The organism is Mastigocladopsis repens PCC 10914 (genome assembly GCF_000315565.1).
In the GTDB taxonomy this organism is placed as follows: domain Bacteria; phylum Cyanobacteriota; class Cyanobacteriia; order Cyanobacteriales; family Nostocaceae; genus Mastigocladopsis; species Mastigocladopsis repens.
The window spans coordinates 5901550-5920967 of sequence record NZ_JH992901.1 but is presented as its reverse complement, the minus strand read 5'-3'; the positions used below and the strand labels follow the sequence as shown (position 1 = coordinate 5920967).

19 protein-coding genes are annotated in these 19418 nt (G+C 39.9%); 9 read left to right on the top strand and 10 right to left on the bottom strand.

Translation table 11 applies throughout. From position 1 onward, the window contains the following. Positions 1–149: 149 nt before the first annotated feature. The 6 genes from MAS10914_RS0128305 to MAS10914_RS0128280 form a co-directional block, all read right to left on the bottom strand. Positions 150–959 carry a TPM domain-containing protein gene (locus tag MAS10914_RS0128305; RefSeq protein WP_017319322.1) on the bottom strand — a complete coding sequence of 270 codons (810 nt, stop codon included), beginning with the start codon at positions 957–959 and terminating at the stop codon, positions 150–152. Between the two features lie 202 nt (positions 960–1161). Then, entirely contained in the window at positions 1162–1761 is a 600-nt protein-coding gene (locus MAS10914_RS0128300; protein ID WP_017319321.1) for a hypothetical protein, read from the bottom strand. A gap of 14 nt (positions 1762–1775) precedes the next feature. Beyond that, complete coding sequence (locus MAS10914_RS0128295) at positions 1776–2123, bottom strand: YtxH domain-containing protein (RefSeq protein ID WP_017319320.1); 348 nt, start codon at positions 2121–2123, stop codon at positions 1776–1778. Positions 2124–2266: 143 nt separating this feature from the next. Then, the gene (locus MAS10914_RS0128290; RefSeq protein ID WP_026082881.1) at positions 2267–2596 is read right to left on the bottom strand and encodes a hypothetical protein; all 330 of its coding nucleotides are present in this window, start codon (positions 2594–2596) and stop codon (positions 2267–2269) included. Positions 2597–2736: 140 nt separating this feature from the next. Then, positions 2737–3108: a DUF2237 family protein gene (locus MAS10914_RS0128285; RefSeq protein ID WP_026082880.1), complete on the bottom strand. Its 372-nt coding sequence runs from the start codon at positions 3106–3108 to the stop codon at positions 2737–2739. 169 nt (positions 3109–3277) lie between these two features. Next, positions 3278–3856, bottom strand: coding sequence for a Uma2 family endonuclease (locus tag MAS10914_RS0128280; RefSeq protein WP_017319317.1), 579 nt, complete (start codon positions 3854–3856; stop codon positions 3278–3280). Between the two features lie 56 nt (positions 3857–3912). On the opposite strand from MAS10914_RS0128280, the gene MAS10914_RS36040 reads away from it, so the two are divergent. Next, on the top strand, positions 3913–4086 hold the full coding sequence (locus tag MAS10914_RS36040; RefSeq protein ID WP_232224252.1) for a hypothetical protein: 174 nt from the start codon (positions 3913–3915) through the stop codon (positions 4084–4086). A 32-nt stretch (positions 4087–4118) separates the two neighbouring features. Beyond that, the gene (locus MAS10914_RS0128275) at positions 4119–4718 is read left to right on the top strand and encodes a hypothetical protein (RefSeq protein ID WP_017319316.1); all 600 of its coding nucleotides are present in this window, start codon (positions 4119–4121) and stop codon (positions 4716–4718) included. 318 nt (positions 4719–5036) lie between these two features. On the opposite strand, the gene MAS10914_RS35120 is transcribed toward MAS10914_RS0128275, so the two are convergent. The 4 genes from MAS10914_RS35120 to MAS10914_RS0128255 all read right to left on the bottom strand — a co-directional run bounded on the left by MAS10914_RS35120 (position 5037) and on the right by MAS10914_RS0128255 (position 10720). Next, positions 5037–7595: an AAA-like domain-containing protein gene (locus MAS10914_RS35120; protein ID WP_017319315.1), complete on the bottom strand. Its 2559-nt coding sequence runs from the start codon at positions 7593–7595 to the stop codon at positions 5037–5039. Positions 7596–7598: 3 nt separating this feature from the next. Continuing rightward, positions 7599–9227, bottom strand: a complete 1629-nt coding sequence (locus MAS10914_RS0128265; protein WP_017319314.1) for an AAA-like domain-containing protein — start codon at positions 9225–9227, stop codon at positions 7599–7601. 246 nt (positions 9228–9473) lie between these two features. Beyond that, positions 9474–10076 carry a Uma2 family endonuclease gene (locus MAS10914_RS0128260; RefSeq protein WP_017319313.1) on the bottom strand — a complete coding sequence of 201 codons (603 nt, stop codon included), beginning with the start codon at positions 10074–10076 and terminating at the stop codon, positions 9474–9476. A gap of 428 nt (positions 10077–10504) precedes the next feature. Further along, positions 10505–10720 carry a hypothetical protein gene (locus MAS10914_RS0128255; protein ID WP_017319312.1) on the bottom strand — a complete coding sequence of 72 codons (216 nt, stop codon included), beginning with the start codon at positions 10718–10720 and terminating at the stop codon, positions 10505–10507. A gap of 103 nt (positions 10721–10823) precedes the next feature. On the opposite strand from MAS10914_RS0128255, the gene MAS10914_RS34760 reads away from it, so the two are divergent. The 7 genes from MAS10914_RS34760 (at position 10824) to MAS10914_RS0128225 (ending at position 18451) form a co-directional block, all read left to right on the top strand. Then, positions 10824–10964: a hypothetical protein gene (locus MAS10914_RS34760; protein ID WP_156818258.1), complete on the top strand. Its 141-nt coding sequence runs from the start codon at positions 10824–10826 to the stop codon at positions 10962–10964. A 183-nt stretch (positions 10965–11147) separates the two neighbouring features. Then, positions 11148–12707, top strand: a complete 1560-nt coding sequence (locus MAS10914_RS0128250) for a type I restriction-modification system subunit M (protein ID WP_017319311.1) — start codon at positions 11148–11150, stop codon at positions 12705–12707. A 23-nt stretch (positions 12708–12730) separates the two neighbouring features. Next, a complete protein-coding gene (locus tag MAS10914_RS0128245; protein ID WP_017319310.1) occupies positions 12731–12970 on the top strand; it encodes a hypothetical protein in 240 nt (79 codons plus the stop codon). Next, positions 12967–13380 carry a putative toxin-antitoxin system toxin component, PIN family gene (locus MAS10914_RS0128240; RefSeq protein WP_017319309.1) on the top strand — a complete coding sequence of 138 codons (414 nt, stop codon included), beginning with the start codon at positions 12967–12969 and terminating at the stop codon, positions 13378–13380. Before MAS10914_RS0128245 ends, MAS10914_RS0128240 begins: the two co-directional genes overlap by 4 nt. 123 nt (positions 13381–13503) lie before the next feature. Beyond that, positions 13504–13974 carry a type II toxin-antitoxin system ParD family antitoxin gene (locus MAS10914_RS36330; RefSeq protein WP_017319308.1) on the top strand — a complete coding sequence of 157 codons (471 nt, stop codon included), beginning with the start codon at positions 13504–13506 and terminating at the stop codon, positions 13972–13974. Next, positions 13961–15232 (top strand): restriction endonuclease subunit S, encoded by a 1272-nt coding sequence (locus MAS10914_RS0128230; protein ID WP_198015008.1) that lies wholly within the window; start codon positions 13961–13963, stop codon positions 15230–15232. The genes MAS10914_RS36330 and MAS10914_RS0128230 overlap by 14 nt, the downstream gene beginning before the upstream one ends. Positions 15233–15307: 75 nt before the next feature. After that, positions 15308–18451: a type I restriction endonuclease subunit R gene (locus MAS10914_RS0128225; RefSeq protein WP_017319306.1), complete on the top strand. Its 3144-nt coding sequence runs from the start codon at positions 15308–15310 to the stop codon at positions 18449–18451. The last annotated feature ends 967 nt before the right edge of the window (positions 18452–19418 follow it).

Below are 19418 nucleotides of genomic sequence, written 5' to 3'. Positions count from 1 at the left end.
AGATAAACACAGATAAATTAACGGACACTTGGACGCCAGCCGCTTCAGGGGGGAAACCCCTTTCGGCAATGTTCTCATCTGTGTGCATCTGTGTAGCCTACGGCACGACTTACGCCTACATCTGTGGTTTCATTCTTATTCTTGACTTTTTAGGACTCAGCACTTGGAGAAGACCGACTGAAAATAGGGGACAGATAGGCAACCAAAACACCGATGAGAAAACCGGAAATATTACGAATGAGGGGTACCCAGTCGCTTGTTCGTGTGACTACTGGTCCAAGACCAAAGGCAAGAAATAAGATTCCCCATAAAGGAGAAAAGATTAAAGCCCATTGCCAAGCAATAAGTTGTCCTTCGCGACGAGGTTGAGCTGCAAATCCACAAATGATTCCACCAATAATTGAAGTAATCAGAGTGAGAATCCACTGCTCCCGTGGTAATCCAGGAACAACAGCGCAACCGCCTTTAACTAAACAATTTTCGACTGTTTCCATAGCTTGTAGAATGGCTTGGTCTTCGCCCTGTTCTCGCACAAAGTACAAATTGCCAAAGCGGGTTTGTAATTCAATCCAGAAAGTGCGCGGTAGGAGTTCATAAACTGCATCGCCAACACTAAAGCTGAGAATGTTACCGCCACGGGAATCAGCAACTAGTAAAACGCTTTTGTCATCCAAACCCCAAAAATTAATGACTGCCCGACCTGGAGTACGGTCATATTGGGTCAATACTCGCAGCTTCCAGCCGGTTTGGTCTTCAAATTGCTCTAGTTGCTTAACAAGATTTTCTTCTTGAAGGCTGGTTAAAGATTTAGCTAAGTCTACAACTGGGGTAGGTGTATCGGGTAGTAATTCAGGATTGTCATAAGCGTATGCGCTGGGAGAATGGGTCACCCAAAGTGAGCCAGCTAGGAAAAATACCGTTACCAAAGCCAGAATTCGTCGCCAAAAACTATGCTGCATGAGCTTTTTTATACAAATCTCAACAGAAAAGTGAACAAGTGGTTTTAAAAGAGTACGAGAAAAGTGATACTTCTTTACACTTTTTAACTTTAATCTAATCTACTGCCTTAGATCCAGAACTTACACAGCAAGTTTCAGGTGAGTTATATGAGAGTAGGGACACAATACTTTGCGTCCCTACTCTCATATACCCTGATACAAGTTATTCTTTATCAGACCAATTCTCAGATTCTGTCTTACGGTTCAAATCTTCTTCATCAAAACTGCTTTCCCAATCGGCAGCATCATTGTAATCGTTGTAATTGTTATTAATGCTGTAACTGTAACCTTCTTCCGTTGGTGTGAAGCGATTCTCCTGCCTCAAGGCTTCCCGCTCTCGCATTGTCAGCGTCGCTTTTTGAGATGGTGGCAGACGCTCAACTGTTCGCCTTGAAGATTTGGAGCGCGTGAAGGTTTTCCAAGCAGCTTTCACGCCGGACAAGATACTGCGCGTGCCTACTTGAACGTTTTGCGCTTGCTTTTTGGCGCTCTCTAGACTTTGATCAACTTGTTTCACCACTTGACCAGCACTTTTTACACCCTCACTAACATCATCAGTTAAGTCAGTGATTTCCAAGCTGGTCATGCGGATGGCATCTAGCGTGGGTGGTAACTCTCTATAAAGAGTGTCAAATAACTTTTGGGCGCTGCGAGCTGCTCTTGCTAATTCCTGCACAGCTGGTATCGCCGCCACCAAAACAGCAGTGAGACTGGCGGCGACTAGGAGTATAGATAGTCCCAGCCAAAACAGGGGGTCAATCACTTTGATATCTTCTACTAACTATCTAGATGTTGAGGAAGCGAATCGGAGTTTTCTTGAGTACTTTGCTGCTTCGTTGCTTGGCTTTCGCGCATACTGGCATCTATGCCAGCGGAGATCGCCTCACGCAGTCGGTCTAAAGTCTCATCCCAGTTAGAGCGTGCGTTTGCAGAAAGCCGATCTGCCTGAATTTGAACACTCGTTGATAAATCTTCTGCCAATTCTGGCAAAGCACTGGCAGATTTCTTCAACAATTGACGAGTTTCGCGTCCCGTACGTGGAGCAACAAGCAACCCAGTTAAGGCACCGATGGTAGCTCCTAGCATCATACCGCCAATAAATAATCCAGAACGGTTGTTAGACATTTTTTTGTTTCTCTCCTTACACCCATTTTAGGCAGGTTTTCACGCCTTGGAAAATCAAAAAGATTTTATCTTTCTACAATTTAGAGAGACAATGTATGAGCCAAAAAGGTTGCCTTGACGTGCTGTAACCTATACTCTACTCCTTAGTTTCTCTTTTTCACTAATTTTGAACTTAGCCTAAGAAAATAGCGACGCCAGACTTGCTGTCCAACAGCAAGCAGGCTGAAAATCTGTCGCACCCGTTGGATTTGTAGCCGTGGTGGTTGGTTTCCCTGCCGCAGATTATGAAGATTTCGCTGACCCATGTAAATAGCTTCGGGTGCTCCAAATAGTACCGCATGGGAACTACGTTCAGCAGCAACGAACATATTAGCTATTCTCGTCAGTCGCCTTTTGAATCGCCGTACTCGCCAAGCTACATAGAGAAGAGTTAGCGAGATAAGTATATTGATGACAACAACGACTGTAACCATTGCTTAATTTTCTGCGCCCACTGCAAGTCTTGCTCGATTATGACTGTAATTGAAGCTATGAAAATCGCTCTTAAGTTAAGTTACAGACACTATATCGGGCACTACTTGAGCTGCTGAGTCAAACCAATTTGAGATTTTATTTAGGAGGAAGTTAAGGCGTGTTTTTTCAAATCATCCAGGGAAACCACTTCCAAAGCTCTAGGATGGGTCGCCGAGAGGACGACGGGGGGAGCAACGCCAGCTTCAAGAGCCTCTTTCCAGCGTTCAGCACATAAACACCAGCGATCGCCTGGTTTTAGACCAGGAAATTGATATTCTGGCATAGGGCTACTCAGGTCATTTCCTTGGGATTTGGTAAACTCAAGAAATTCTGCTGTTACCTGGGAGCAAACAACGTGCGACCCAAAATCCATACCTCCTGTACGACAAAACCCATCACGGTAATATCCTGTCATGGGAGAAGAGCAGCATATTTCTAGGTTTCCGCCGAGTACGTTTCTTGCCTCTGTCATCGCTCATTCCTTTACTTTTTTTGGAGAAAGTAGGCAAATTGGCTCAGCCGTTCAACTCACGACTTTTGCAACTTTCCTTAATAATATGACTTAATAATAATTGAATATCTTAGGACTCGCGCATTGACAAAAATTATCAAATGTGCATTATCTTTTGACTGTAACGAGTTCATTCCCAAATCATTTGTAAATCTAAAACCAACCCTGGTAAAACTTCTTCACCAGACAGGGTTTGAGGCGATTGCAGGACTTCCTTTTCGCGTTGAGGACGATAAATTTCGACTTGCCGATCCTGGTAGTTCATCAGCCAACCCAAACGGCAGCCGTTGTCCTGATATTCCTGCATTTTTGCTTGTAAGGGTTTAAGCGAATCAGTTTTGGAGCGCAATTCAATGACAAAATCAGGACAAAGTGGGGGAAAAGAATCTTGTTCTTTTTGGGTGAGAGCATTCCAGCGTTCTAGGATTATCCAAGCAGCATCAGGGGAACGTTCTGCACCGTTGGGTAAGCGAAAAATGGTAGAGGAATCAAAGACAACGCCTAAACGAGTTTGACGGTTCCACAAATTGAGGTCAGTTGTAAGATCAGCATTGCGTCTGCCCGTATTTCCGCCAGTGGGAGGCATAATAGATAACTCTCCATCAGCACTAAGTTCTATCCGTAAGTCGGGGTTAGCAAGAGCAATTTGCTCGAATTGTTCGTGAGTGAGGCGAATGACAGGGCGAAGGTCAAGGGTTAGGGGATTCATAGTAGCATTCGCAGGAGTGAGGAGAATGTCATCTATCAGCCTACATCTATAGATCCGTGTCTGGCGAACCGAGCGATCCAAAATGTAGTGGTAGTGGTGCGATCCCCTTGGGGGGCATTCCGTGCCATCGCACAAGCTTTGAACTAATTATTCATTTATTGACTCAACTGCGATCGCTTCTGAAGAAAATTTACAAAAAAATCCTACAATTCAGCAACTGCTTAAGATAGAGGCGGATGCAAGTCGGCAGATAGCACAGCAATTGGCGGATAAGAAGCAAGAGTGTGGCAAGAACAAGCGCAAGTGGCAAGAGTATTTGCAAGAAAACGGTTTAACAGAACGCGACGCGAATAAACGGATAAAGCTTGTCCGGTTGCCATTGGTGTTATGGCAGGTTGGGACTATTATGGCGCTTCAGTTAGTCACACCAATGATGGAGCCTGTACGAGATTACTTTACCGCTACTGGTGTAATGGTGACTCAAGAGGCTGTGCAAGCCAAGATGGACGACGCCAAGCTGATGCGGAAAATGGAGCGCGAACTCCTGGCGGAAGAGGAAGAGGTAAGTGTCTGGAAGGTGGATAAGAATGGGCGACGGTATTGGGAGAGCGGGAAAAGTTATGACCAAGAGGCGGGAGTTGTATTGGAGGAATTGGTCAAAGAAACTGGGAAACTTCCTCAAACGATAATTTCTGAGGCGCTTTTGCTGATGGTACATGGTGGCGTGAGTGTCTCGCGCTTGGTAAATGACAAAATCCTCAATGGCGATGATACAGCAGAATTGAGGAGTCAGGAGTCAGGCTTAAGAGAGGGTCAGCCGACGGGAGTCAGGAGTCAAACAGGTTTCATATCTGGCGCGTGAAGTCTAGGTTGTGTACCTCCTACGCGTTGCAAACTGCTGTAATTTCTGTGCAAACAGGAAGGTATAACAGCGCTCATGTTCTTGTCGGTTCCGGGTTACCTCCTTTTATCCCTGCTTCAACTCTTTAATAACTAGTCTCAGGGCTGAGGGATACGCTGTCACCACTGCACCTGTGGGATAGGACTTGGCTTCTATTGCCTCACCTATATAATTCTACATTTGTCAAGGTAATTAACCTATTTTTTTACCTAGCGGCTAGTCCTCCAAATCCTTAATCTGACTGGTTTCTAGCCAACGAATCGCACTACATGCTACACTTTACAAGTCGCAATGCGAGAGAAGAAGATATCCATACCTGCTATAAATATCGAGTAGAAAAAGATTATCCCAGCCCCCAAGGCCCCACGACAGTGAGCCTGGTACCGACCCAAAGAATGGTAGGCTCCCCACAACTTGTGGATGACTTTTTATACCGTGCAACAGTTCTTCGTAACTTCTCACCAACCTGTCTCCACCCCCACCACGTTCATCATCCCTAGTTTTTCTATACCATCCAACTGCCTTGGCAAACCGAATATAGTTTCTGTAATCTTTGCTTGTCCAGTCTTGTTTTTTTATACCCAATCGATTCCCAGTCTTAATCCATATTTCTTTTTGTACACTAAAGCCAAAACGTTTGTCTGAATTGGTGACCCAAAGTTGGTCTATTTTTTGCAGGTCTGGACAAGAAACACCATTAATGCTGTCTTCATCTAACCATGGTTCTTTTTCTCTTTTAGCAATATTGAGTATGAGTGGGAATGTTTGTCTATCTGCTGCTTCCCAATTTTTTGATTTTAAAGAATTTTCAAGTTGAGCATATAAATGTTGGGTCAGAGATTGTTCAACCTGTTTTCTCAATTCTTCTTCTGTGTTACTTTGGGAGAGCACTTTTATTAAACCTCGATGAACTAATTCAATATTTTCGGCTGTAAGCAACTGATTACCTTTGGTAAAATCAGTTTCCTTTGGATGCTTCTTTAAAAGATTAAATGCTATAGTGTAAGATTCAATAGCTCTCTGTTGTGTTTCTTTTCTTTGAGCTAGTAAACTCCCTTGAAATTTATAAAATAATACTTGAATTTGTAAACCCTGACTGGAATCTAAAGCTTTTTTATCTGCCTTCGATAAATTTTCCTGGCTTTTGTTAATTTCTTGTTCTGCTTCTTTTGGCTTTTTTAGCTGTTGATCTGCTTGGGAACTAGCAGCAAATACTAATGCTTGTTTCAGTTGGTGATTATTGATGTTAAAAGATAAGGCAGATAACCTTAAAGCTTTGTTGTAATCGAAGGTAAATTGATCTAGATTCAAGTTACTCTGTTCTTGTAATTTTCCAGCTAGTTTGTTTAAGTGTTGAACAGCCTCAACTTCTTCGTGAGTTTCATCAAGTTGCTTTTTGGACAATAGCCCTACAGTTGCTGCTCCTAGCACTGTAACAACCAAGACAGCAACTCCAACTTTAATTCGTCGTTGAGCTTTTCTATTAGCTTCACTGAGTAATTGATTTCTTTTCTCAGCCGCTTCCCTATCCTTCCTTTCTCTCTCCAAAGCAGCTTCTTGTTCCTTAGCAGCAATTTCCTCTTGAATTTCTTTCTCTTTACTAGCTGCTAAATACTGTTTATCCTGATAACTTAAGTTTTTATCCTTTGCCCATTCTTCAGCTTCTTGTAATGCCTTCCCCCTCAACAATCGTGACTCATCGCTTCCTCCAGAAGCCACCCAAAACCTAAAACTTTCGGAGTAAGGACGCAGATTCTTTAATTGGTTTTCAATCCAGTTGGCGTCAAAAATCTCCTTGTAAATTGGGTTGTAAACTCTTAACTTATTTTGTTGTCTAACGACTAATCCTGAAAGCTGTAGTTCACTTTGTTCCAGAGTATCATCTGCTGTAACTTCAGATTGCTCCTCCGTTACCCGAATTTGCTGATACAATTCCAACAAATAAGATGCGCGTTGTTCATCCCTGAGAATCCTATCTCGAATAGTTCGCAGATGTTCTGGTTCATCTTGGGGTTCCCAATTCTCAATAATGCGCGATCGCACAACCTGTTCAACAGTACGGGGATTATCTGTTTCTGACTCTTCCACCATAAACTGACACAGCTTTTGCGTCAGAAACGGTTGTCCTCCCGTCCAGTGTAAGATTTCTTTCATCACTGCTTGAGAATCAGAATACCTTCCGTGCAATCCCTTCTCTAACGGTTCAACTTCGTGCAATTGAAATCCTTTAAGAGAGATAGCTTTCCCAATATTAAACGGGGTGCGCTTCTTATCTTCTATCAAATTACTTGGTGATGCGACTCCCAACAAACAAAAGGTGAGGCGATTATATTCAGGATTATCAACACGCTGATTGTAACAGGCACGGATAAATGCAAAGAAGTCGTCTGTGGGGAAATTCAGGCTGAGAACACTATCAATCTCATCAATAAAAATGACAATATTTTCTTTAATCTCAGCAAGTAGTATCTCTTCAAGAAACTTCCGAAATCGCGTGACAAGCGAATTTAATTGATTTTGTGACCACCAATCCCCAAATTCTACATCCAATCCAAAACTCTCAATCAGCGTATCAATCAAATCTGCATACCATTGTTCTGGTGGAACATTCTGAATACCTCCAGCAGAAAGGTCAATAGCACAACATTCTACGCCAGACTCTCGTAATCGGCGCATGGTTCGGACTCGCAAGCTGGACTTTCCACTTTGTCTGGAGTTCAGCACATAACAAAATTTACCCGCCTTGAGTCCTTCATACAATTCGCCATCAGCTTCTCGCGTCACATAAGTGGTGGCTTCTTCCGGTAAACTTCCAGAGAAGATGTATTGGTCAACCATAGTTTACCCCAAACGCATTAAGAAGTACTGACGATATAAATCGCAACTGGGAACGCAATCATTACCAGAGAGTTTCACTAACCCCAAGCTGTGCAGTTTAAACCCAACTTCCGCATCAAGTCTCATAGGTTCATCTGCCATCACCACTTTTTTATAAGCTGATTCTAACTGAGGATTATGTTGTAAATTCCATAGTTGCTGTCGCAGATGGTCGCTAAAAATTCCCTGTTCCGTCGGCGCAAGGCTTAAAAGTTGTTCTAGAGTTATTTGCTGACTCTTGAGATTGGCTAAAGCCTGCTGTATAAGATATGGGTGTCCTCCTACCAACCCCATCAACTGAATCAATCCATCTTCTCCCAACTGTCCATCTAATTCATACTGGTTGGCAAGAGTTATGACCTGAGAAAGGTTAAATTCGGGTAACTCTATCGCTAACCCAACATTAAACGGTGAATGATTGGTATCCAAGGATGGATAAACTTCGGTGGAATGAACGACAACTAACCGCAGTTTCTTCCAAATATTACCAACTCTGTCCCCTTGTTTCGCTGTTTCATACCAACTCCGCAGAAGTAAGCAAAATGGAGAGAAAATATCAGGATATTCAAATAGCCGTTCAAAATTATCTATAGCAAAGACTAGAGGAGTTTTGATATCTGAGAGTAAATACTTTTGAAAGTAACGAGTACAGTTTTTATTCAGCCCGTAGATATCTTGCCAGTATTCGTCCACTTTGGGTTGAAGTTCTAAACTGTCAGAAACATCAACGCATAACCACTGCAAGAAACTTTTTAAGCTAGTTAAGGTATCAGTATCAGCAAGTTTCAAATCTAATTTAGCTGTTTGATAACCCTGCTCTCTCGCATGGTTGAGTACTTTCTCCAATAGTAAAGTTTTTCCCATCCTCTGGGGTGCTTTCAGGCGAATCAGCGCCCCTGGTTGTACAATCGCACCAAAGCTTTTCTCCTCAATGGGCGGTCGTTCAATATATATGATTTTATCTGGTTTTGGTGTATAATTACCAGGTAGTGTTTCTTTTGAACGTTGGGATTGTAAATTATTCTGAGTCATAAGTTGAGGGATGAGCTGTTGTGGAATCCCTGCTACCTGAATGAGACTACAACCTAGTTTATAAGCAAACTCATAACTCTTATCTGCTCCCAGTGCATCATAAAAACCCACAGCAAATTCAATTGCTGCTTTATCTTGGATTGCCTGACTCATGCCTACGACATAATGAATATGTTGTGCGATCGCTCTTGCCTGGTACTCTGAATAACAAGCATTAAGGACAACACACTCAACTTGGTCAGCAAACAGTTGAAACAATCCCGCCAAAGCTTCTGCATCAACTAACTTGATTTGACCCGTTTCATCTTCAAATACCAATCCTTCTTCTCCAGAACCATGCCCAGAAAAATGAATGATGTGCGGTTCATATTCCAGAATAGCTCTGTGTATATCTCTGTAGCGTACTGCTTCTGCCCTATCTATCGAAAAGCGATCGCGCTTTTTTGCTCGTTTTAATCCCTCTTTAATTTCGCGCATCTCCTCATCCAGACGAAGTCGGCTGGTACCTTTAGGATTTGCTGATAACAGCAGGATTTTTCGAGTTCGATTATTACTACTCATTAAAAGCGATCGCTTTCTAAAAACCTGATTCACTCATCAGGTTGACATTAAATTTGATAGCACGGCAAGGACGACAAAACAATTTGTTACTCAACAACTGCTGGCACAAAAACACCTGCCAGTTCCAAATTGCGAAACGAAGCGATGAGAAGCTAGTGCTACCGTTATTTCTGCATAGTTGACAAGCGAGTTAACGACTCGAGCAAAGTTGATCGCGCTAAAACTTATTCCAAACAATAATATCAATTACCAAATTTTTGCCATCCGCAAGACAAATCCTGGTAACTCTGGAGCGCCGCTCACTGTTTCGGGATTATCCAAGATTTCCCGTTCTTGATTCGGGCGGTAGATGTAGACTTTGCGGTTTTTGCGATCAATCAATAAGCCTAGTGATGCACCGTTGTCAATATATTCCTGCATCTTGTTTTGCAATCCACTAACAGTATCGCTAGAAGACCGTAACTCAATCACAAAATCTGGACAAATTGGAGCAAATGAGGATTTTTGTTCTTCAGTTAAGGCATTCCAGCGCTCTAGTTTAATCCACGAGGCATCCGGGGAGCGGGTTGCTCCATTGGGCAAGGTAAAGCCTGCACTGGAGTCAAATGTTTCACCTGTGCCATCTTGCTCTGCCCAATTTGCCAATTGTTGAGCGATTTTAATGTTGCGATTACCAGTATCTGAAAAAGCCGGTGGCATAATGATAACTTCTCCACTGGCATTACGCTCAATTCTCAAATCGCGATTGGCTAGACAGAATTCGTAGAATTGTTCAACACTCATCGATTTGAGCGCAGGAAGATTAACCGTCAGTGGGACGCTCATGCTTTGAATTAGCAGTGTCGTCATTGTTTTTCCTCTGCTGGTGTAGGCGTGAAGTCGTGACAGAATACCTTGAGCTTCTCCGCTCCTATGTTTTAGCGACTAAAGCGATCGTACACTCAATCAATGCTTAGTTCATCAGTCAATGCCCTACGGGCAAGGGGGGTAAAGGTGTAGGGGAAAAAATATGTATAAGATAATTCTTCTGTCCCCCTATTCCCAACAAGTATTGCGGGCTTGGTCAGATAGCCTTTAACATTCCTGACAATCAATGCGATCTCGCTTCAAAGAACAAAACCCTTGAAACATAAGATTTTCAAAGGTTTTAGTGTTATGCCAGGAACCAGACTTGAACTGGTGACACGAGGATTTTCAGTCCTCTGTCTTGATTACTGAAAAGCTTACTAATTAAGAATAGTCGCTCATAGTCATTAATATTCATAGTCAAACCATAGTCAATCCTTTGGGGGTTCTGGAGGCATAGGTAATTCTGGAGGTTCTGGAAGAGTAGCACCGTCATAGAAAACAGCCGCTTTACCTTCACTTCTAGCTACATTAACAGCAACTCTTGCTTCTTCCCATGTAGGAAATGTAAAAAACTGCCATTCTCCAGTCTCATCGTTAGCAATGGCTATAGTAGTTTCCTGTTGTCTCCAGTCATCATCCGGCATAACTTAATATAGTCACAACCAGCAGCTTAAGTATAGAACAATAGCTGTCTAAGGCTTACTAAGCCAATGCGTGAATTTACATGATTTATACCTAATAAACTGAATGACTCCTTTTTTGGGCGATCGCCTACGGCGCAGCGTTCGCGCAGCGTGTCCGTTCGGCAAAGCCGTGCCGCAGGCTCAGGACTCAGCTGATCGCACTCACGAACTGTTGCACCAAAACCTCAAACCCTGTGCTATGTAATATCAAGCCATACGATGCTGCATATAGATGATTATCAGCCCTGGTGTACTGTTGGTAGAGACTAACCTTTCTTTTTGTATTCTTAAAATCTCTAAAGCTAAAATTTATACATAATTGAGTGTCGAAAGGTATTAACAAATTTTATAATGCATTAGCTTGGATTATTCTGATCACCTTTCTCCTATGCCTGCTAACACTACCGATTTAGAAAAACGTTTATGGGATGCTGCTGATGAACTAAGGGCTAACTCTAAACTGAAGTCTAGTGAATATTCCATCCCAGTCTTAGGGTTAATCTTCCTACGTTATGCAGACTGGAAGTTTACCAAAGTTGAGGAAGAGTTAAAAAACACAGGTAGTAGAAGACGTGGCATTAGTAAAACAGATTATCAAGCAAAAGGTGTACTGTACTTACCTGAATCAGCAAGATTCTCTACACTGCTGAATTTACCAGGAGATTCAGATATTGGTAAGGCAATCAATGATGCCATGCGAGGTATTGAAGCTGAAAATGAAGAATTAAAGGATGTCTTACCTAAAACCTACAATCGTTTAGAGAATGATTTATTAGCTGACTTACTCAAAAATTTTAATCAAGTTGAGTTAGGAACAGACTTACCAGGAGATGTCTTTGGCAAAATTTATGAATATTTCCTGGGTAAGTTTGCTATGAGTGAAGGACAGAAGGGAGGAGAATTTTTCACTCCTACTTCTGTAGTTAAGTTGATTGTAGAAGTGATTGAACCTTATCATGGGCGGATATATGATCCTGCTTGTGGTTCTGGAGGTATGTTTGTCCAGAGTGCATCTTTTGTAGAAAGACACAAAAAGAACCCTAACACAGAAATTAGTATTTATGGTCAAGAAAAAGTTGGAGAAACTGTACGGCTATGCAGAATGAATTTAGCTGTACATGGAATTTCAGGAGATATCAAACAGAGTAATACTTACTATGAAGATATTCACAAATCTGTAGATAAGTTTGACTTTGTGATGGCAAATCCACCATTTAATGTAGATAAGGTGGATAAAGAAAAAATGAAGGGAGATCCCCGCGTTCAAGAATTTGGGATGCCCAAAGCTGATAATGCTAATTACCTGTGGATTCACTTTTTCTGGAGTGCTTTAAATCAAACAGGTAGGGCTGGATTTGTCATGGCTAACTCTGCTAGTGATGCTAGAGGTTCAGAGTTAGATATTAGGCAGAAACTTATTCAATCATATGCTGTGGATGTGATGATTGCTGTAGGTTCTAATTTCTTCTACACAGTCACTCTTCCCTGTACTCTTTGGTTTTTAGATAAGGGTAAAGCAGATACTATCCGCAGAGATAAAGTATTATTTCTGGATGCTAGGCACATTTACCGTCAAATTGACCGTGCCCATCGGGAGTTTAGCCCAGAACAGATTGAATTTTTGGCGAATATTGTGCGGCTGTATAGGGGTGAACCAGTAGAGATTACTAATAATAGCAAATCATTGCTGGATGAGAAATTTCCACAAGGTCAATATATTGATGTACCTGGACTTTGTAAAGTAGGAACTCTTCAGGAAATAGAAGCACAGGGATGGAGTCTGAACCCTGGACGTTATGTAGGTGTTGCTGAAAGGGTAGTTGAAGATTTTGATTTTGCTGAAAAGTTGGAAGAGTTGAATGAGGAATTGGAAGTTTTGAATGTCGAAGCAAGGGAGTTAGAGGAGAGAATTGCTGAGAATGTGGCGAAATTGTTAGAACAAAGTTAGATAAAAGTTGAGCAGGATAAATAATGAACGCCTATAAAACCTACATCACCATTACAGATCCAAAGCAGCTAGTATTATCTGATTTACCATTTCAACCAGGACAGAAAGTTGAGGTGATTATTTTAGCTGAGGATAATCAAAGAGCTACTTTAGCAGCAGAATTAAAAAAATTATTCAAAGAAATACAAGCGACACACGCAGATCATCCCTTGACTGAGGAAGAGATAGCAGCAGAAATTGAAGCATATAGGCGAGGGGAATGAAGGTTATTATTGATACTAATATCCTAGTTTCTGCTGCTATAGCTGATAAAAATCCAGAAGCAGTAATTTTATTTGTGGTTGCTAATTCAGATTTTGAGTGGGTTGTATCAGCAGAAATACTAGCAGAATATAAGGAGGTTTTAAAGCGTCCTCGTTTAAAGTTAACTGAGGCACAATACCAAAGATGGGTTTATTTGATTGATTCTGTGACAACACTAATTAATGTGGATGTGGAGGTTGATTTTTCCAGAGATAGGAAAGATGCCAAGTTTTTAGCTTGTGCTATTGCAGCAGAGGCAGATTTTTTTATTACAGGTGATGCTGATTTTAATGAAGCGCAAACTTTGTTGAATACAACTATTATTTCTCTGTCTTTATTTAAAAGATTAGTTTGTGATGTAAGTAAATAAGCTTCACTCTGGTAGTGTGCGTTATAAACTTTAGTTTTAACGCACTAAAAATTTAGGATGGTGCGTTAGCCTTCGGTATAACACACCCTACAAAACAACTTTATTTTAGCTGAGGTAATAGTTATGAATATCACACTTAAGCCAGAAATCGAGCAATTTATCCAAGCACAACTTGCAACGGGTAGGTTTGCTAGTGCAGAGGATGTGATTAATGAAGCTTTTAAGTTGCTTCAAGAAAGAGAACGGCGCATTGAAGAATTACGTCAGAAAATTGCTGTGGGAACTGAACAAATTGCTAAAGGACAAGTAACTGATGGTGAAGTTGTTTTTGCTAGGTTGCAAGAAAAAATTCAAGAGAAAGTTGCAACTGGTAGATATGAAAATACTGAACAGGTGATTAGGCTGGCTTTAAAATTACTGGAAGAATGGGACAAGGGTTATCAAGAGTGGATAGAAGAAACTCGTCAAAAGGTAGAAGTAGGACTTGGGGAAATTGAACGGGGAGAAGTGCTGGATGGTGAGACTGTAGTGATGCAAATACTCGAAAGATTACAAAAGGCGCGAGATAATCAAAAATGTTGTGGGAGAGAATAGTTTAATGATATGGGTTAGACGTACCCTTGGAGAAATTTGTGATGAAGTTAAGGGCATTATTCGTACAGAGCCTTTTGGCTCACAACTACATCAATCTGATTATCAAGATGAGGGCTTGCCAGTTGTCATGCCCAAAGACATTATTGATGCAAAAATATCAGTAGAAGGAATTGCTCGAATTGGTGAAAAAGATGTAGAACGTCTTGCTCAACATAGGCTTAAAAAGGGTGATATTGTTTATGGTCGCAGAGGTGATATTGGTCGTCGTGCTTTAATAAATGATCGAGAAGCTGGTTGGCTATGTGGGACAGGTTGCTTGCGTATCAGCTTGGGTAATTCTGTACTTAATCCAAATTTTCTTTACTACTATCTAGGCGAATCTAAAGTCATAGCTTGGATTTACAATCAGGCAGTTGGTGCAACGTTAGCAAATTTAAATACTACAATTATTCGCAGCATTCCAATCACTTACCCCCCACTCCCCACGCAGAAGAAAATCACCGCCATACTCTCAGCCTATGATGACCTAATTGAAAACAACACAAGACGCATCAAAATATTAGAAGAAATGGCACAAACCCTCTACCATGAGTGGTTTGTCAAATTCCGCTTCCCTGGTCATGAACAAACCAAAATGGTTGATTCAGAATTGGGACTGATTCCTGAAGGTTGGGAGGTTAAAAAACTTAGTGACATTTGCAACATTACTATGGGTCAATCTCCTAAGTCTGAATTCTACAATCAAAATCAAGAAGGTTTACCGTTTCATCAAGGTGTAACAGATTTTGGCGATAGATTTCCAATTGACCGTATTTTCTGCACTGTACAAAATCGTATTGCTGAAGCTGGAGATATTTTGTTTAGTGTTAGAGCGCCAGTTGGACGTATTAATCTTGCAAATAAGAAAATTATCATTGGTCGTGGTTTATGTGCCATCCGTAGTAAGAGTGCCAATCAATTATTTGTATTTCAACAGTTGAAAGATAAATTTCAAGAAGAAGATTTAATGGGAGGAGGTACTATCTTCAAGTCTGTGACTAAAGAAGATATGCATAACCTCAAAATAGTTGCCCCAAATTCAATACTTGTACAAAGTTTTGAAAAATTTGTTCAACCTATATTCCGCAATCTTGAAATTCTTACAGAGAAAAACTTAAACCTCTGCAAAACCCGTGATCTACTCCTTCCCAAACTCATCTCAGGTGAAATAGATGTAGAACATCTGGATATCAATACAACAGAAGATGTAGCCGCCTAATATGGCGGGTTACTAACATGATGGTGCATAGTGGAAATATAAATCAATACTAACTCCATCTAAATACACTTACCTATGCACCCTCCTCATCCTGACTCAGAAGAAGCTTTAGAGAATGCAACCATTGAGCTATTCTCTCAACTCCACTGGGAAACAGCCAACTGTTATAATGAAAACTTTGGTATAAACAGTACAGTAGGGCGAGAGACAAAGGGTGAAGTCGTTTTAATTCCCAAACTGAGGACAGCTTTACAAAAGTTAAATCCTAATATACCAACAGAAGCTATCCAACTTGCCATAGAAGAATTAACTCGTGACAGAAGCACCTTGAGTTTAGCCAATGCTAACTCCCAAATCTATCAACTCCTCAAGGATGGGGTGAAAGTTAGCTTCAAAAATGATGATGGTGAAGACCAAACAGAAACAGTCAAAGTCATAGACTGGAATAAACCGGAGAATAATAATTTCTTTCTTGCTTCCCAATTCTGGGTTACAGGAGAAATCTACACCAGACGTGCTGACTTAGTAGGGTTTGTCAATGGTTTACCTCTAGTCTTCATTGAACTTAAGGCACATCACAAACGATTAGAACTTGCTTATAAAAACAATCTCACAGATTATAAGCAAACCATCCCCCAACTGTTTTGGTACAATGCCTTCATTATTCTCTCCAATGGAACTAAAAGCCGTATTGGTAGCTTAACTGCTAAATGGGATCATTTCTCTGAGTGGAAGAAAATCAACAGTGAAGGGGAAGAGGGTATTGTTTCCCTAGACACTATTATCAGAGGCACTTGTGAGAAAACTAAATTACTAGATATAGTAGAGAATTTTATTTTCTTTTATTTAGCTAAAGGTAGCTTAGTTAAAATTATTGCTAAAAATCACCAGTACTTAGGTGTCAACCAAGCAGTTACAGCAGTTCAGCAAATTAAATCCAACAAAGGGAAACTAGGAGTATTCTGGCATACCCAAGGGAGTGGTAAGAGCTACTCAATGGTCTTTTTCTCCCAGAAAGTACTCAGAAAACTCTATGGTAACTGGACATTTGTGATTATCACAGATAGAGAAGATTTAGATGAACAAATCTATAAAAACTTTGCTTATGCTGGTGCAGTTACAGAAATAGAAAAAAATGTCAGAGCAAGCAATGGGGAACACCTAAAGAAACTTCTCAATGAAGATCATCGTTACATCTTCACGATGATTCAGAAGTTTCGTATAGAAAAAGGTGGAACATATCCCCTCATTTCTCCACGTTCAGACATTATAGTCATTGCAGATGAAGCTCACCGTAGCCAGTATGATACATTTGCCCTCAACATGAGGAATGCTTTACCCAATGCAGCTTTTATTGGTTTTACTGGTACACCCTTAATGATCGGGGAACAAGAAACTAAAAAAACTTTTGGTGACTACATCAGCATTTACAACTTCAAACAATCAATAGAAGATGGGGCAACAGTTCCACTCTACTATGAAAACCGTATCCCAGAACTGCAACTGACCAATGATGAACTCAATGAAGATATAGAAGAAATCATTGAGTCAGCGATGCTGGATGAAGAGCAAGAACGTAAACTAGAAAGACAATGTGCTAGAGAATATCAATTAATTACCAGAGATGACCGTTTAAATAAAATTGCTCAAGATATAGTCACTCACTATCTGGGGCGGGGCTACCAAGGTAAAGCAATGATAGTGAGTATTGATCGCTTTACTACAGTTAAGATGTACAACAAAGTCCAGCACCACTGGCAACAGTATTTACAAAATTTAAAAGTTCAGCTAGCTGAAAATAACTTGAGTGAATTTGAACAAAAGAAATTATCTGTCACTATTAAATATATAGAAGAGACTGACATGGCAGTCATCATCTCTCCGTCTCAGAATGAAGTGGAAGAGTTCCAAAAAAAGGGACTAGATATCACTCCTCACCGTAAAAGGTTAGTGAGTGAGTCTCCTGCATTAGATGAAAAATTTAAAGATTCATCTCACCCACTACGTATAGTGTTTGTTTGTGCAATGTGGATAACTGGGTTTGATGTCCCCAGTTGTTCTACTATCTACCTAGACAAACCTATGAAGAACCATACCCTCATGCAAACTATTGCTAGGGCTAACCGTGTTTTTCAAAATAAAATTAATGGACTCATAGTAGATTACATAGGAGTCTTCAAGAATTTACAGCAAGCACTCGCTATCTATGGTTCTGCTTCTGGTGGTGGAGTTACAGAAGGAGATACCCCAGTTAAAGATAAATCGGCTTTAGTAGAACAATTAAGATTGGCGATCGCAGAAGCTACAGAATTCTGCACTGCTAAAGGAATTAATTTTAGCAAGTTAGAAACCACCCAAAATGCATTTGCACGTACCAAAGTTTGGGATGATGCGGTAGAAGCTATTTTAGTTAACGATGACTCCAAACGCACCTATTTTTCTATCACCAGGAACGTCACCCGTCTTTATAAAGGCATCCTTCCTGATACTACTGCTAATGAATTTTCCAAAACTCAAGCACTTTTAGAAAGACTCGCAGAAAAAATCCGTCTTGAAACACCAGATAACGATATATCTAATGTGATGGACACAGTAGGGGAAATATTAGATGATTCCATTACTGCTGGAGAATTTATAATTCCTAGCAATCCCAGACAACTCGTTGATTTAAGCCAGTTAGATTTTGATGCACTGCAAGCCAAATTTGCAACAGGTTATCAACATACAGAAGCAGAAAAACTCAAAGGGACAGTTAACCACAAATTACAGCAGATGGTGCAATTAAACAGAACTCGCATCAATTATCTAGAAAAATTCCAGAAAATGATTGATGAGTATAACGCGGGTTCTCGTAACGTTGAGTGGTTCTTCAATGAATTGATAGCATTTGCCCAAGATTTAAAGACAGAAGATAAACGTGCCATTTCTGAAAATTTGACAGAAGAGGAACTAGCAGTTTTTGATTTGCTGAAAAACACAGAAATAAAATTAACGCAACAGGAAGAACAGGAAGTAAAACAAGTAGCCAAAGAACTATTAGAAACTTTAAAGCGCGAGAAGTTAGTTTTAGATTGGCGTAAACGTCAGCAAACTAGGGCAAGTGTAGAAGTAACTATTAAAGATATTTTGGATAAACTACCAGCCAGTTATTCATCAGAATTGTATGAAAAAAAGTGCTTGGAAGTTTATCAGCATATTTATGAATCCTATTCTGGCTAGAGACATAGCATCTACCTCTAATGGATTATTTTTTATTATTTAATTTGAAATTACAACACAACACAAATTAAAAATATTACAATATAGATGTGGTTTTTCAACATAATAAATGGCTAAATACATAACATTTAGAGTAACAGGATTAGAACATTATGAATTAAGTTTATGGGCTGCATTACGCGGTCAAAACACTAGTACACTCATCAGGGAAGCACTTAATGAGTTAAAAACCAAGTGCCCAAATGAAGTCAATCAAGTAAAAAATCTAGTTAAGAAATAAGCGATGATGATTATGAACAACAAAAAAAATACAATAACAATTGAATTAACTGAATATTTAAGTTACAGAATAGAATCAGAAGCTATAATTCGTAATATCTCGAATAGCGATATAGTGGTAGAATGGTTAGAAAAAAGATATAAAACACACGATGAATGTTACCCTCAATCAGTTGAAGAACTATATGGAGAGTTAGAAAAAATATATTCTCGATACAAGCCTAGGTCTAATAATTATGATAATAGTTTTTATATTTTATCTAATGATGACGACGAATAATATGGTGAAAAGATTTTGTGTATTATAGTAACTAATTAATAAAAAGAATTTTAACTATTAAAGGATATATACAATTAGTATATATCCTCTTTTTTGCTAGTCATCAAAATTTAGAAAAAATATAAGTTATAAATTAATTTTATAGATGCATGATTTGCTTTACATCTAAAAACTAAAGAAGTACGTTATTGGCTCAAGTAACACCACCTAAAATCAGTAAGCTTAGTTGTACTAAAGTTAAATTAAGTGCGTTAAGCGGCGAGAATAGTAATTCCAGTAACTACTCTTACGTTAGAAGAATATTACAGATAAAAAATATACATTAATAGCTCCAATTATTTATCTTTTTTATTGTAATTAAGTTTGTAGAATTAAGGTGAATCAATACCATAATGAACTTATTACATT